The following is a 14,436-nucleotide window of genomic DNA, read 5'->3' as shown; positions in this document are numbered from 1 at the left end:
AGAACAGGCGGCGGTAACACGCCCGGTAACACTTCTGAATGATTGCTTGAAGAAATTGCCGCCAACCCATTGAAAGGCGGTGGTACAGCTGCCCCGGCTTGAACGGGGGACCTCCTGATCCACAATCAGGCGCTCTAACCAACTGAGCTACAGCTGCACAGCCCGGGGAGCCGAGGGCTCCGCAGTCAGGCGGAAACTAGGCGCATCGCTTTGCGATTTCAAGTCCCTTCGCCGCGTCGCGAAGGGGCTGTTGACAGCGCCCCGCGCAGGGGCCGCAAGGCGTTCCGTCGCCCGGGATTGGGGGCTTTCAGCCGCCCCGCTTCAGCCGGGTTTCCTTGCTCCAGGTATCGACGATGCGGCGTACGGGGCTGATCGAGGTCTCGGCGATGCGCCCCGTCGTCTCGGCGATGTCCTTGAGACGCGACGACGTCATCTCATAGCCCTGCCGCCAGCCCTTGGTCTGCAGTTGCACGGCTTCAGAGAACGAGCCCGCACCGAGCATTTGCCGCCACAGTCCGAAGGCGGCATCCGCCTGAGCCCGCATGAGATCGAGCACCTTGCCGTTGATCTCCACCGCGCCCTTGGACGCAATGCCGGCACTCTCGGCGAGCCCACCCTGCAGCTGTTCGAGCGACTGCCGGACCACTGCATAGCCGTCACGCACTTGCGTGAGGCCGACCCGGGTCAGCGCCTCGACACCCGACGCAGCCTGCCGCTCGCCGACGGCGGCCTCAACCCGTCGGGCCGCCTCTGCGCCGCGATCCAGTGCTTCGGCCACCGTGTGGGCCACCGCCCGCGCGGTCCGCACCACCGACGACGAAGCCACCGGAGCCGCCTTCGCGGCCGGCCGAGACGTGGCGGATGGTGTCTTGCCGACGGGTTTCACCGGCACGGCGGCGACCTTTCCGGCGCCAGAGGCCGTCTTGGCCGGCGTCGTCCGGGCTGCCGAGACTGCCGGCTTGGAAACGCTTGCAGGCTTGGAAACGCTTGCAGGCTTGGCGGGCTTCGTCACCTTAGCGGATGTAGCGGCCTTGGCCCGTTCGGACGCAGGAGCGGATTTCGGTGCCGGTGCATCCCCGGCCGACGCCGACTTCGGTAGCGGCGCCCCGGCTGCGGACGCCCGGGCTGTGGCCTCCGCGGCCGATTCCTTTGCCGCTGCCTCCCCGGCGGGACTTGCGGAAGGCTCCGGTCGCTTCGGGGCAGGCGCGGACGAGGCCTGCCCAGTCGGCGTGGCGGATATAGCGGACTTGGCCGACGGTGCCGCCGGTACCGACGAGGCAGGCATCGCAGCAGACGTACCGGCAGGCGCCCCGGCAATTGCGGGCTTCGCCGCCGGAGCGTCCTCGACCTGCGGACCCTGACCTTGCGGCTGCGACGCCCCGTTCGACTTCGCGTTGGCCATGGTCGATCTCCTTCATATGTTACGGAACGCCAAGCCTCAGGCCTTGCGCTTGGTGGCTTCGCCCACGGCCTTCTCGGCAGCGAAGCCGAATTCCTTCATCTGCGCCTGCAGGGAGGCGAGTTGCTTCTGCAGATAGTCGGCCTGCAACTGCATGGCCTCCTGCATGTCCTTGGCGCGCACAAGTTTCTGCGCCAAGTCGAAGGCAGCGGCGATGTTCTGCTCCGCGAACGACAAGGTGCGGTGCGTCAGGTCCTGCGTGCTGGACTGAACCGTCGTGGCCGAGCCCTCGAAGGCAGTGACCGCCCTCTGCGCGGCAGCGATGAAGCCATCGAATGCCTTGCGCGCCTGCTCGACGCTACGCTCGGCGAAATCGCGCATCTCGGCGGGAATCTCGTAGTTGGGCATATCCTTGGCGTCCATGGAAACCTCCTCGGGTTATGCCGGCCTCGGGCCGCGGCAGGATTGTTGCGTTGCAATATATCATTGTGCGGCGCAAACTCAACCCGTGGCACCGCCGCCCCGTGCCGTTAACGCTAGCGCGAGGTCGCAGGGAAAGACGGCAAGGCCTTTCGTGACCTCGGGCATCGATGCCTATATTAAGTCTTCATTAGGCATTGGCCATATCAACCTGATGACGCGAGCAGGAGCGAACCGACAGGCATGACGCGGACCGCACCGGAAGCTGGAGCGACGCTGGATGCGCTGCGGCAGGACGCGATCTTCGGACCGCTCGTTGCCGGCAACGGCGCGGTCGCGCTCGTCGACGGCCAGGGCGACATTCTCGCGGCTTCTCCCGCCGGCGGGCGTCTCGTCGCGGCGTTGCTCGCTGCCGGCGGCGGTGGCCAGATCGGCCGGCTTGCCGGCGGACTCGCGCCGTGCGAGGGCATGCGTCTCGAGCGGGTGCGGCTCTCCTGGGGCGCACGCATTCTTGCCACGACGATCGCCTGCCGTCGCATCGGCGACACCGGGACGCTCGTCATCGCCGCAACCCAACCGCTGCCGGCCTCCCTCGCCGGCAGCGCCGCGGTCGCCGCGCCCGTGCAGCCAACGCCTGAGCCCACCCCCTGCGCCGCGGACGAAGCCGATGCCGCGACGCGCCTGCGCGCCCTCGCCGGACGCCGTGCGACCGTCCGCTTCCTCTTCGAGACCGATGCCGAGGGGCGTTTCATCAAGCTCTCGAAGGAACTGGCCGAGGTGGTTGGCGCCGGGAGCGCCAACATCGTCGGGCGCAGTTGGGCGGACATCGCCTCCGAGATCGTCAGCGATCGCGCCGGCCGTGTCGCTGACGCTCTCAGGCGACGAGAGACCTGGAGTGGCGTGACCGTGCTATGGCGCGTCGCCGGCAGTCCGCTGCGTGTCGAGGTGGAACTCGCCGGCCTGCCCGTGCAGGGACCGGACAAGGATTTCGCCGGTTTCCGCGGCTTCGGCCTGTGTCGCCTCAACGAGATCCACGAGGACGTGGCCATCGCGCCGCCCATCGGCGCCGGGACGCCCGACACGGCGGCGGCCGAGCCGGCGCCGCCGATCGCCGAATCCAGGGCAGCGCCCGAGGATGAAGCGCCGCCGGCCACTGCTGTCCCCTCGCCTTCGCAACCCACGGCATCCGAAAGCGGGGCCGTCGTTCCTTTCCCCGCCGTGCGCACCAGTGTCGGCGCGACGCTCGGCACGCCGAAAGTCGTGCCGCTGAGGATTGCCGAGACCCCGCCCGACAAGAGCGCGCAAGAACCTCTGGAGCAGCGGGCGCCCGATGCTCCGCGCCCCGGCCTGTCGCCGAGCGAGCGCAATGCGCTGCGCGAGATCGCGCGCGCCCTGGGCGCACGGTTCGAGGGCTGGGGCGACACGCCTGCTGCACCGGTGCAAAGCCCCGAAACGCCCAGCCTCCCCCCGTTGGCAGAGGCGACCTCCGCACCCGGGGCACCGGCGGCCGACGCGCCGCTACCTGCGTCCATCCCTGCGGAGCAGGTTCCTGCGACGCCTCCTGCCACGGAAGCGGTGGCGGAGCCGTCGCAGAACCCGCAGACGATCGAGGAGCGGGCACACCAGGAACCAGCCGGCGAAGAGGCAGCGGCCGCGCACCCCCGGGACGTGGCCACTCCAGCCCCCTCGCCCTTCGCCCAGCTCGTCGACAAGCTGCCGGTCGGCGTGCTGGTGAGCCGGGGCGAGGAGCCGCTCTACGCCAACCGCACGCTGCTCGATCTCCTCGACTATCCGGATGTGGACGCCCTCGCTGCAGCCGGCATGTCGAAGGTCTTCGCGCGCCAGCCGGACCGGCCGGGCGAGGAGGAGCGCATCGCCCTGCGCAGCATCACCGGCGAGGCCATCCCGGTCGATGCACGCCTTGCGACGATCGACTGGCAGGGCGCCGCCGCCTCGCTCATGACCTTCCGCCGCGCCATGGAGCCGGAGCTGCAGCGCCACCTCGACGGGCTCGAGGAGGACCTGCGCAACTACGAGGAGCGGACGAACGAGCTCACCTCGATCCTCGACACGGCGACGGACGGCGTCATCGTGCTCGACGGGCACGGGCGCATCCTGTCCGTCAACCGGTCGGCCGAAGCGCTCTTCGGCTATGACCAGAACGAGATCGCGGGCGAGCCCTTCACCATCCTCCTCGCCCCCGAGAGCCATGCGGTCGCGCTCGACTATATCGAGGGCCTGAAGGCCGGCGGCGTCGCGAGCATCCTCAACGACGGGCGCGAGGTGACGGGGCGTGTGCGCCAGGGCGGCAAGTGCCCGCTGACCATGACCATCGGCCGCGTCAGCGAGCGCCCGCACCGCAAGTTCTGCGTCGTCCTGCGCGACATGACGGCCTCGAAGAAGGCGGAGGCGGAGCTGATGGCGGCCAAGCGCGCCGCCGAGGAGGCCAATGCCCAGAAGTCCGACTTCCTCGCCAAGATCAGCCACGAGATCCGAACGCCGCTCAACGCCATCATCGGTTTCGCCGAGGTGATGCTGGAAGAGCGTTTCGGACCCGTCGGCAACGAACGCTACAAGGAATACCTGAAGGACATCCACGTCTCCGGCGGGCATGTCATCAGCCTCGTCAACGACCTGCTCGATCTCGCCAAGATCGAGGCCGGGCGGCTCGACCTCTCCTTCACCAGCGTCAAGCTCAACGATGTCGTGGCGAGCTGCGTCGCGCTGATGCAGCCGCAGGCGAACCGCGAGCGCATCGTGCTGCGCACGAGCCTCGCCCCGCACCTTCCCGCGGTCGTCGCCGACGAGCGCTCCATGCGCCAGATCATCCTCAACGTGCTGTCGAATGCCGTGAAGTTCACCGATGCGGGCGGTCAGGTCATCGTCTCGACGGCGCTGACCGATCGCGGCGAGGTCGTCGTGCGTGTGCGGGACACCGGCATCGGCATGAACGACAAGGAAATCGCGGCCGCACTCGAGCCTTTCCGCCAGCTCGCCACCGCCCGCCGTGCCGGCGGCACCGGGCTCGGCCTGCCGCTGACCAAGGCCCTCATCGAAGCCAACCGCGGCTCGCTCGCCATCAAGAGCGCCAAGAACGAGGGTACCCTCGTCGAAATCACCCTGCCGCGCACGCGCGTGCTGGCGGAATAGGACCCGCATTCCCGCACAGCCGCCTGCCCGGCGCCGCGCGTTGCCCCTGCGGCGAGGGCGCCGTACCCTTCCGCTCAAGACGAACGGGGAGGTGCGCCATGCTTTTCGCCCTGAGCGACGAAGAGGAGATGATCCGCGAGACGGCGCGGCGCCTCGCGGCGGACCGGCTGGCCCCGCTCGCGGAAGCCCTCGATCGGGGCGAGGGCCGCGAAGGGCTTCTCGCGAACCTCCGACTGCTCGCCGAGAACGGCTTCATGGCCCTCAACGTGAAGAGCGCCTACGGCGGCACGGAGGCTGGCTCGGTCGCCTTCGCCCTCGCCGTCGAGGAGCTGGGCTACGCCTGTGCCGCGACGGCGGTCACCGTCTCCGTGACCAACATGGTCGGCGAGGTCATCCAGGCCGTCGGGAGCGAGGAGCAGAAGAGAGCCTATCTGCCGCGCCTCGCCGACGGCACCTCTCCGGCCGGGGCCTTCTGCCTCACGGAGGCGGAGGCGGGCTCCGACCCCTCCGCCATGCGCACGCGGGCGCGGCGCGACGGCGACGGCTATGTCATCGACGGCGCCAAGATCTACATCACCTCGGCCGAATATGCCGGGCTCTTCGTCGTCTGGGCGGTGACGGACCCTGACGCGCCGAAGGGGCGTGGCATTTCCCTTTTCCTCGTCGAGGCGGGCACGCCCGGGCTCGTGATCGGCAAGGCGGAGAAGAAGATGGGGCAGACCGGCTCGGCAACGAACATCGTCACCTTCGACAATTGCCGCGTGCCGGCATCGGCTCTCATGGGGCGAGAGAACGACGGCTTCCGTGTTGCGGTGGGTGAACTCGCCGGCGGGCGCATCGGCGTCGCGGCCCTGTCGCTCGGCATCGCCCGCGCGGCCATGGACGCAGCCAAGGCCTATGCGCGCGAGCGGCGCCAGTTCGGCACGCGCATCTGCGACTTCCAGGGCATCCAGTGGATGCTGGCCGACCGGGAGGTGGACCTCGAGGCCGCCCGCCTGCTCATCCTTAACGCTGCCGCTGCCAAGGACGCCGGCCGCCCCTTCGCCAAGGAAGCCTCCATGGCCAAGCTCTTCGCCTCCGAAGCGGCGCACCGCGCCACGGACACGGCTATCCAGATCCACGGCGGGGCGGGATATGTGAAGGACTATCCGGTCGAGCGCTATGCGCGCGATGCGCGCATCACGCGCATCTACGAGGGTACCTCCGAAATCCAGCGCCTCGTCATCGCGCGGGAGATCCTGCGCCAGAACGGGTGAAGGAGCGGTCGGCCGTCGGTTACTCGCACCCCGCCGGATCCAGGGGCAATCTCGTTTCACGGGCGCGTGCGGCGAAGCGGACTGCGACCCGGGAACCAGCGCAAGGGCTCGCCGAAGGCACCGTGTGAAGGAACCCCGGCCCGGCACCGCGTCATTTCATGCGGCGGCATCGGGGGTACGAGCGCGTGTTTGCAATTGCCGACCGTCGGCAACCAATGGCCTGCGAGGAACGATGGCCCCTTTACCGCGCATGGCCGGGCCGTGTTTGATGGGCGTCAATGTCGGTTCACCCCTCGTCCACCAAGGCTAGGCCCCATGTCGACCTATCGCCTCGACCGGCTGTTTTCGCCCCGCTCCATCGCTCTTATCGGCGCAAGCCCGCGCGAGGGTTCACTCGGCCGCAAGGTGCTGGCCAATCTCAAGGCCGGCGGCTTTGCCGGCCCGCTCGCGGTGATCAATCCAAAATATCCGATCATTGAGGGCATCGCTACGCTTGCATCCATTGAGGCCGTCCCGGAAACGCCCGACCTTGTCGTGCTGACCACCCCGCCCGAGACGATTCCCGGCCTCGTCGATGCCGCAGGTGCAAGAGGCGTCGCCGCGGCCGTCATCGTCACCGCCGGCCTCGGCCATGGGCCCGGATCCCTGGCGGAGAAGGCCGAGCAGACGGCGCGGCGGCACGGCATCCGCCTCGTCGGGCCGAACTGCCTCGGCGTCATGGCGCCTGCGGCGAAGCTCAATGCCAGCTTCGCGGCACGCATGCCGCTCGGGGGCGATCTCGCGCTCCTTTCCCAGTCCGGCGCCATCGCCGCGGGCCTCGTCGAATGGGCGGCGGAGCGGGCCGTGGGCTTCTCGGCCGTCGTCTCGCTCGGCGACAAGGTGGATGTCGATTTCGGCGACCTGCTCGACTATTTCGCCCTCGACCGCGGCACGCGCGCCATCCTGCTCTATGTCGAATCCATCAACGACGCCCGCAAGTTCATGTCGGCGGCGCGCGCCGCTGCGCGCGCCAAGCCGGTCGTCGTCATCAAGTCGGGACGGCACGCGCAGGCGGCGAAGGCGGCGGCCACGCACACGGGGGCCCTCGCCGGCTCCGACGCGGTCTATGACGCCGCCTTCCGCCGGGCCGGCCTGCTGCGCGTCTTCGACCTCGACGAGCTCTTCTCGGCGGCCGAGACGCTCGGGCGGCTGAAGCCGTTCTCGGGACGGCGCCTCGGCATCCTCACCAACGGCGGCGGTATCGGCGTCCTTGCCGTCGACCGGCTCGCCGACCTCGGCGGGGCGCTTGCCGAGCTCTCGCCGGAAACGCTGGCGGCGCTCGATGCCGCGCTGCCGTCGACCTGGTCGCGGGCCAATCCGGTCGACATCGTCGGCGATGCCGATGCCGAGCGCTACGGCGCCGCGCTTGAGGTACTGCTGGCCGACCGTGACAGCGATGCCGTCCTTGTCATGAACGTACCGACGGCGCTCGCCTCGCCTCAGGAGGCGGCACGGCGCGTGGTGGACACCGTCGAGCGCCATCGCCGGCGAGCGATGCGGCCCAAGCCCGTCTTCGCCGTCTGGCTCGGCTCCTCCGGCACGACCGACGACCTGTTCGAAGAGGCCGCCATCCCTCATTTCGCGACGGAAGCGGATGCGGTGCAGGGCTTCATGCATATCGTGCGCTACCGCGAGGCGCAGGCCCTGCTCATGGAGACACCGCCGAGCCTGCCGGAGGATTTCGCGCCCGAGACGGGCAAGGCACGGGACGTCGTTGCCAGGGCGCTCGCCGCGGGGCGCAGCTGGCTCGACCCGCTGGAGGTCATGGCCCTGTTCGAGGCCTATGGCCTGCCCATCACGCCGGCCGTCCTGGCGGTTAGCGCGGACGAGGCCGGCGAGGCGGCGCGGCCGTTCCTCGAAGCGGGCGATCCCGTCGCCGTCAAGATCCTGTCGCCGGACATCATCCACAAGTCCGACGTCGGCGGCGTCCGGCTCAACCTCACCAACGAAGCTGCAGTGCGCGAGGCGGCGCGGGACATCCTCGAGCGGGCCCGAGCGCTCCGGCCGGAGGCGCGCATCACCGGCCTCACGATCCACCCCATGATCCTGAGACCCAAGGCGCGCGAACTCATCGCCGGCCTCGCCGACGACGAGACCTTCGGGCCGGTGGTCGTCTTCGGCCGCGGCGGCACTGCCGTCGAGGTCATCAACGACAAGGCGCTGGCGCTGCCGCCGCTCGACCTCACGCTCGCCCATACGCTCATCGGCCGCACGCGCGTCTCGCGGCGGCTCAAGGCCTATCGCGACGTGCCGGCGGCGGATGAGGGCGCGATCGCACTCGTGCTCGTGAAGCTCGCGCAGCTCGCTGCCGACCTGCCGGAGGTACGCGAGCTCGACATCAATCCGCTGCTTGCCGATCAGAACGGCGTCATCGCCGTCGATGCGCGGGTCGCCGTCGCGCCGAGCATCCAGCCGGTCCGCGGGCCTGCCGGCCATCCGCGCTTCGCCATCCGGCCTTATCCGAAGGAATGGGAGCGGCGGACCGCCCTGCCGGACGGCACCGGCGTCTTCATCCGGCCCGTGCGGCCGGAGGACGAGGAGCTGTTCCGCAGCTTCTTCGAGAAGGTGACGCCGGAGGACCTGCGCCTGCGCTTCTTCGCGCCCATCCGCGATTTCAGCCACACCTTCATCGCCCGGCTGACGCAGCTCGACTATGCGCGTGCCATGGCGCTCGTCGCCATTGAGGAGGAGACCGGCGCCATGCTCGGCGCCGTGCGTCTGCACGCTGACGCCAATTACGACAAGGGCGAATATGGCATCCTGGTGCGCTCGGACCTCAAGGGCCGCGGACTGGGTTGGCTGCTGATGGAGATGATCATCGCCTATGCCCGCGCCGAGGGCCTCAACGCCATCGAGGGCCAGGTGCTGCGCGAGAACACGATGATGCTCGCCATGTGCGAGAAGCTGGGCTTCGCCATCGGACCCGACCCGCACGATCCCGACATCCGGCTCGTACGGCTCGCGGTCTCCGCAGGGCCGGCCATGGCCATGCGGCCAGCTTTCTGAACGGCAAGGCCGCCGGCGAGAACCGGCGGCCTGCAGGATTTCACCGGAGATCGAAGGTCAGTCGTCCAGCTTGCCGATGTGATGCTGACTGTAGAGCTGCTCTCCGAGCTTGCCGATAAGCTCGAGCTGAGTCTCGAGGAAGTCGATGTGGCCCTCCTCATCCGCCATCAGTTCCTCGAACAGGTCCTTCGAAGGATAGTCCTTGACCGAATGACAATAGGTGGCGGCCTCCTGATAGAGGGCGCGCGCCTCGACCTCGGCTGCGAGATCGCATTCGATCACCTCCTTCACCGACTGGCCGATACGCAGCGGATCGAGGACCTGGAGATTCGGATGGCCTTCAAGGAACAGGATGCGGTCGATGAACTTGTCTGCGTGGTGCATTTCCTCGATCGATTCCTCCCGCCACTTCTTGGCGAGATCCTTCAATCCCCAGTTATCCAGCATGCGGTAATGGAGCCAGTACTGGCTCACCGCCGTCAGCTCGCTGCGCAGACCGCGGTTGAGATATTCGATGACCTTGGCGTCACCCTTCATCGCTCCACTCCACGTCCTTGGGAAATCCTATTTAGAATCATTATAAACTAATGCCCGACCACATCAAGGGTCCGGCTTGTCTCCAACGACATACACCATTGCGAAAGAAGCCGCTATTCGGCGGCGATGAGCGGGACAGCGGGCGCCTCGGCGGGTTCCTCATCGCCCGGGGCCACACGCGGACGGCCGTCGAACGGCAGCACGTTGGCGGCGGCAGGCGCGTGCGCCGCGTGCTCGACGGCGCCGGGACAGCCGGGGCAGCCGATATCGCAGGCGTCCAAGCGCGCAGCTTGCAGGAGGCGCCGCACGGTGACGAGGCAGCGCCCGCACTCGGGGCTGCAGCCGAGGCAGCGGTAGGCCTGCGCAGGCGAACGCGGAGCCCCCGGGGCCTCGCTCTGCAGCGTTTCGAGGATCTGCTTGTCAGTGAGGACGTTACAGGAGCAGACGATCATTGAGGCAGTTTGGAACGATTCAAAATTACATTGTCTTTCAATAACTTAATGCTCATCCACGCCCTTCGCAACGACAGAAATGCCGCAGGGCTCGCCCGTTGCCCGGGCGCGACGAACCATTGCACCGGAACCACGGCATCCCCATTTCGTTGACATGATCAGGCCGCTTCTGCGGAGATACGGCTGGTTGACCTTTTTGACTGAAATGCAGGAGCAACCCTCAACCGACAGGAGGACAGCGATGCAAGCGAACATGCAGGACACGGCGCGTCTTCACTACCGCTCGAGCCCGCATCTGACGGATCCCGATCACGTCATCGACTTTCCCTCGCTGGAGGATGCGGTTGCCTTCGCCATGACGCAGAACCCGGGCAATCGCGAACTCGCCTGGGCTGACACGGCGAGCGGCCGCAAGCTGCGGCCGAGCGAGATCGCAGCCCTGTGGGAACTGCGGCGCGAGTGACGCACCTATCCTGCCTCGCCCGGACTGTATGCGGCGTTGAAAAACCCGGGTTCCTCGAATGCCGGGTTTCGTGCGTCTTAGCCATCCGTGCAAAAAACAACGCCCGGCCAGGAGCCGGGCGCTGCAGGTCCGTTCGACGGTCCGTTCGGGGAAAACCTCAGAACGTGTCGAACTTGTAGTTGAGACCGACACGCACGATGCTGCCGCGATTCTTGGCCTTGAGCACGGCGACATCCGTCGGAACGGCGAAACTCGGCGCAATCGCCGTCGTGTCACCGAGGTCATAATAGAGGTACTCGGCCTTGGCCGTCAGGTTGTTGGTGAAGGCATATTCGAGACCGCCGCCGACGGTCCAGCCTGCCTGCGTGTCGGACTTGCTGCCGACGGCGAGCAGGGCGCCCGTGTTATCGAAGATGCTGTGCGTCAGCTTGGTATCGCCGTAGATCAGACCGCCCGTGGCGAAGATGAGCAGACGATCCATCGCGGCGAAGCCGAGCCGGGCACGCAACGTCCCGAACCACTCCAGCTCCTTCTTACCCTCGGCAAAGCCCGCCGCGGCGAAGGAGGTGCCCGTATCGCTCAGATCGGCATACTGTATATCGGCCTCAAGACCGACGACCACCGACCCGAATTGATAATTGTAGCCAACCTGGGCACCGCCGAGGAAACCTTCAGACTTCAGGGACAGGCTGCCCGGAAGATCGCCGGCGGCGACATCACTGAGATAAAGAGCGTCGCCCACATAGCGGGCATTACCGGAATCGGAGAAGCCGTAGCCGGCATTCACACCGACATAGAAACCCGTCCAGGTGAAAACCGGCGGCAGCGGCTCGGCCGGCGGCGTATAGGTACGGGACGGAAGATCGGCCGCAAAGGCCACAGCGCCGGAAAGCGCCAGGGCCGTCGCCGCCGCCGATAGTCGCAGGATATTCTTCATCTGAGGCACCTCTTTGAACGAAACCTGTTCCTGTCGCGCAGGCCCGAGCGGACCATCATCTCACGCCGCAGCTAGACTCGTGAAGCTTCCAAAAAGAGTCAAGCATGACATGAACGTAGCATCACACGCGCAATTTCATGCGACATTGATGCAACACAAAGAATGGATACCTATCGCGTCTATTGCTCGCCATAAGAACAACCAGGGGACCACTCACAACTGCCGACACAACCGTTATGAAGGCATGCGAAACCCGCCCCAAAAGGAAAAACGGTCGGAGATCCCATCAGGTTCCATGGCGCATCATCTTTTTCCGAAGGAAAAGGCGCCGCCGCGGCTCAATCCCCCTGCGAGTCAGGTTTTTTTGACTGGCGTCTGATCCGCGGCAAGCGACGGAATGGCACCACCTTATCGTCGCTCGTCAGGCTGACGCGCTCGCGCAAGAGGTCGAGGAAGGCATCCCGTGCCGCGAGCCGCTGATGCGGCCGCCAGGCCACGCCGACGAGAGCCCCGTCCGGCGGCGGATCGAGCAGCAGTCCCTTGAGGCGGCGCGTCGTCACACCCGGCCAATTCATCGCCGCCGTCCAATCCGGGGCAAGCGCAAGGCCGATGCCGGCGGCCACCGCCGCGAACATCGCCGGCTTCTCGGTCACCTCCTGCACGACGTTGGGCACCGTGCCGACGCTGTCGAAATAGCTCATGACGAGATCGTAGGCGTAGGGACGCATGCGGCGCGAGGGCACGATGAAAGGCTCGCCGACGAGATCGCCCATCATGACGGCGTCACTGTCCGCGAGCGGGTGCGCTGCCGGCATGACGACGAGCGGCATCTCGACGCGCAGGATCTCGAAGGCACAGTCCACCTGGCGCCGGGGCGGACGCACGAGACAAAGGTCGAGCTTGCCGGCGTCGAGCATCTGCAGCTGGGGCGCCGTCATCGCCTCGGTGAACTGGATGTGGGCGCGGGGATGGCGCTGGCGGAACTCCGTCATGATGCGCGGCAGGAAGCTCGCCGACGCGCCATCTATGGCGCCGATGCGCAGGACTTTGCTGGTCGAGCTCGCTGCTTCGCGCACATGGCGGGCCGCATGCTCGGCCCGGGCGAGGAGTGCTTTGGCCTCGTCGAGCAGCAGCAGCCCGGCCCGCGTCAGGTTGACGCTTCGCGTCGTGCGCGTGAGAAGGTCCGCGCCAAGCTCCTCCTCCAGCGCCCGCACCTGGCGCGACAGGGCCGGCGGCGCCAGCCCCATGCGCTCTGCCGCCTTGCCGAAATGCAGCTCCTCCGCGACAGCGACGAAGCATTTGAGCTGGCGCAGATCCATCGGTTCCTACCGCCCCTCCGCGCGCCACGAGCGGCGCGACCGCACCCAGCGATGCTTGTCCGCTGTCGAATCGCCGCCTGCAGCACCGTCGGCACCGGACAGCACCGCATTATAGGATTATGTCGCCGGATTATGAAATAAGTTGACGACGATCACGCACGACACGCGCGCTAAGAGAGGCCCGACAGTGTGCCGGCGCAGTTGCGCGGTGGCTGTGCCCTCCTCCGGAGCGCCCGGTGCTCGTCCCGACCCAAGAGCTGTGAGCGTTATGGCCCTAGATGCACAGACATTGATCGCGATCGTCCAGATCATCTGGATCGATATTCTCCTGTCCGGCGACAATGCGGTGGTGATCGCGCTCGCCTGCCGCTCGCTGCCCGACAACCAGCGACGTCTCGGCGTCGTCCTCGGCGCCGGCACGGCGATCGCGCTGCGCATTCTCTTCGCCCTCATCATTTCCCAGTTGCTCGCGCTGCCCTTCCTCAAGATCGTCGGCGGCGCGCTGCTGTTCTGGATCGCGGTCAAGCTCATCCAGGGCGACGACGACAATCACGAAGTGAAAGAGAGCGGCAGCCTGTGGGAGGCCGTGCGCACGATCGCCATCGCCGATGCGGTGATGAGCCTCGACAACGTGCTCGCCATCTCGGCCGCCTCGCACGGCAACGTCTGGCTCTTCACCTTTGGCCTGCTGTTCTCCATCCCGCTCATCGTCATCGGCTCTACACTGATCATGGCGCTGATCGAGCGTTTCCCGATCTTCGTGTGGGCGGGTGCGGCGCTGCTGGGCTGGATCGCGGGCGAGATGCTTGTCGCCGACCCTTGGGTGATCGAGCAGATCGGCGGCGTCACAAGGACCCTGCATTACCTGGCGGCCGTCGTCGGCGCGGCCGTCGTCGTGGCCATCGGTCTCGTGGTGACGCGCTTCAACCGCAGCCCGGCGACGCACTGACCCCGAACGGTACGTGCCCCGGCAAAGGCCGGCGACGGCGCCGGCCTTTGCCGCCGGCGCGTTCAACGGCGCGCGAAACGCTGCCTGATGCGCTCGACGAGACCGTCGCGAACGCTGCGGTAGGCCTCGAGACGCTGCTCACGAGCGCCGTGCACGACAGTCGCGTCGAGCGTCGGCCAGTATTCCACATCGACAGCGAGGGTCCGCGTCAGTTCCAGGGCGCGATGGTGCGCCTCCGGCGACAGGGTGACGATGAGGTCGAAGCCGGCATCCTCGAGATCTTCCAGGGTCTGTGGCCGGTGGCGCGCGACGTCGATGCCGATCTCCTCCATCACCGCCACGGCGAAGGGGTCGAGTTCGTCGGGGCGTACACCGGCCGAGGCGACATAGATCGAGGCGCCGAAATAATGCCGTGCGATACCCTCCGCCATCGGCGAGCGCACCGCATTATGGGCGCACATGAAGAGGACGGATTGCACGCTGCGTCCGCCAGCGGCCCCGGGCGCCAT

11 protein-coding genes and 1 tRNA gene are annotated in these 14,436 nt (G+C 67.4%); 5 read left to right on the top strand and 7 right to left on the bottom strand.

Going from position 1 to position 14,436, the window contains the following annotated elements; translation table 11 throughout:
- Positions 1-80 precede the first annotated feature (80 nt).
- From P2T65_RS19025 to P2T65_RS19015, 3 genes are all read right to left on the bottom strand, one after another.
- Positions 81-157 (bottom strand) — tRNA-His (locus P2T65_RS19025).
- 150 nt (positions 158-307) lie between these two features.
- Complete coding sequence (locus tag P2T65_RS19020; protein WP_082464873.1) at positions 308-1,012, bottom strand: phasin family protein; 705 nt, start codon at positions 1,010-1,012, stop codon at positions 308-310.
- A gap of 426 nt (positions 1,013-1,438) precedes the next feature.
- Complete coding sequence (locus P2T65_RS19015; RefSeq protein WP_055460359.1) at positions 1,439-1,822, bottom strand: phasin; 384 nt, start codon at positions 1,820-1,822, stop codon at positions 1,439-1,441.
- A gap of 240 nt (positions 1,823-2,062) precedes the next feature.
- Here P2T65_RS19015 and P2T65_RS19010 point away from each other — a divergent pair, with 240 nt between their 5' ends.
- The 3 genes from P2T65_RS19010 to P2T65_RS19000 all read left to right on the top strand — a co-directional run bounded on the left by P2T65_RS19010 (position 2,063) and on the right by P2T65_RS19000 (position 9,270).
- Positions 2,063-4,969: a PAS domain S-box protein gene (locus tag P2T65_RS19010; protein ID WP_276200484.1), complete on the top strand. Its 2,907-nt coding sequence runs from the start codon at positions 2,063-2,065 to the stop codon at positions 4,967-4,969.
- Between the two features lie 98 nt (positions 4,970-5,067).
- A complete protein-coding gene (locus tag P2T65_RS19005) occupies positions 5,068-6,225 on the top strand; it encodes an acyl-CoA dehydrogenase family protein (protein ID WP_055460357.1) in 1,158 nt (385 codons plus the stop codon).
- Positions 6,226-6,540: 315 nt separating this feature from the next.
- Positions 6,541-9,270 (top strand): bifunctional acetate--CoA ligase family protein/GNAT family N-acetyltransferase, encoded by a 2,730-nt coding sequence (locus tag P2T65_RS19000; protein WP_276200483.1) that lies wholly within the window; start codon positions 6,541-6,543, stop codon positions 9,268-9,270.
- Positions 9,271-9,327: 57 nt separating this feature from the next.
- Here the strand turns inward: P2T65_RS19000 and bfr are convergent, their stop codons facing one another.
- A complete protein-coding gene (gene bfr / locus P2T65_RS18995) occupies positions 9,328-9,807 on the bottom strand; it encodes a bacterioferritin (RefSeq protein ID WP_055460355.1) in 480 nt (159 codons plus the stop codon).
- Positions 9,808-10,500: 693 nt separating this feature from the next.
- On the opposite strand from bfr, the gene P2T65_RS18985 reads away from it, so the two are divergent.
- Positions 10,501-10,722 (top strand): hypothetical protein, encoded by a 222-nt coding sequence (locus P2T65_RS18985; protein ID WP_096335230.1) that lies wholly within the window; start codon positions 10,501-10,503, stop codon positions 10,720-10,722.
- Positions 10,723-10,879: 157 nt separating this feature from the next.
- Here the strand turns inward: P2T65_RS18985 and P2T65_RS18980 are convergent, their stop codons facing one another.
- Positions 10,880-11,659: an outer membrane protein gene (locus tag P2T65_RS18980; protein WP_055460354.1), complete on the bottom strand. Its 780-nt coding sequence runs from the start codon at positions 11,657-11,659 to the stop codon at positions 10,880-10,882.
- A 338-nt stretch (positions 11,660-11,997) separates the two neighbouring features.
- Positions 11,998-12,978, bottom strand: a complete 981-nt coding sequence (locus P2T65_RS18975) for a LysR substrate-binding domain-containing protein (protein WP_055460353.1) — start codon at positions 12,976-12,978, stop codon at positions 11,998-12,000.
- Between the two features lie 268 nt (positions 12,979-13,246).
- On the opposite strand from P2T65_RS18975, the gene P2T65_RS18970 reads away from it, so the two are divergent.
- On the top strand, positions 13,247-13,927 hold the full coding sequence (locus P2T65_RS18970; RefSeq protein WP_055460352.1) for a TerC family protein: 681 nt from the start codon (positions 13,247-13,249) through the stop codon (positions 13,925-13,927).
- Positions 13,928-13,989: 62 nt separating this feature from the next.
- Here P2T65_RS18970 and P2T65_RS18965 read toward each other — a convergent pair whose 3' ends face one another.
- A complete protein-coding gene (locus tag P2T65_RS18965) occupies positions 13,990-14,436 on the bottom strand; it encodes an arsenate reductase ArsC (RefSeq protein WP_055460351.1) in 447 nt (148 codons plus the stop codon).

It is taken from the genome of Chelatococcus sp. XZ-Ab1 (assembly GCF_029309855.1).
Classification (GTDB): Bacteria; Pseudomonadota; Alphaproteobacteria; order Rhizobiales; family Beijerinckiaceae; genus Chelatococcus_A; species Chelatococcus_A sambhunathii.
The sequence above is the reverse complement of the archived record's forward strand: the minus strand, read 5'-3'. Positions and strand labels throughout refer to the sequence as shown.

Excerpts from the sequence above, each read along its gene's own strand:
- P2T65_RS19005 (WP_055460357.1), top strand. The coding sequence starts at position 5,068 with ATGCTTTTCGCCCTGAGCGACGAAGAGGAGATGATCCGCGAGACGGCG.
- P2T65_RS18975 (WP_055460353.1), bottom strand. The coding sequence starts at position 12,978 with ATGGATCTGCGCCAGCTCAAATGCTTCGTCGCTGTCGCGGAGGAGCTG.
- P2T65_RS19015 (WP_055460359.1), bottom strand. The coding sequence starts at position 1,822 with ATGGACGCCAAGGATATGCCCAACTACGAGATTCCCGCCGAGATGCGC.
- P2T65_RS18985 (WP_096335230.1), top strand. The coding sequence starts at position 10,501 with ATGCAAGCGAACATGCAGGACACGGCGCGTCTTCACTACCGCTCGAGC.
- P2T65_RS18965 (WP_055460351.1), bottom strand. The coding sequence starts at position 14,436 with ATGGCGCCCGGGGCCGCTGGCGGACGCAGCGTGCAATCCGTCCTCTTC.
- P2T65_RS18980 (WP_055460354.1), bottom strand. The coding sequence starts at position 11,659 with ATGAAGAATATCCTGCGACTATCGGCGGCGGCGACGGCCCTGGCGCTT.
- bfr (WP_055460355.1), bottom strand. The coding sequence starts at position 9,807 with ATGAAGGGTGACGCCAAGGTCATCGAATATCTCAACCGCGGTCTGCGC.
- P2T65_RS19010 (WP_276200484.1), top strand. The coding sequence starts at position 2,063 with ATGACGCGGACCGCACCGGAAGCTGGAGCGACGCTGGATGCGCTGCGG.
- P2T65_RS19000 (WP_276200483.1), top strand. The coding sequence starts at position 6,541 with ATGTCGACCTATCGCCTCGACCGGCTGTTTTCGCCCCGCTCCATCGCT.
- P2T65_RS18970 (WP_055460352.1), top strand. The coding sequence starts at position 13,247 with ATGGCCCTAGATGCACAGACATTGATCGCGATCGTCCAGATCATCTGG.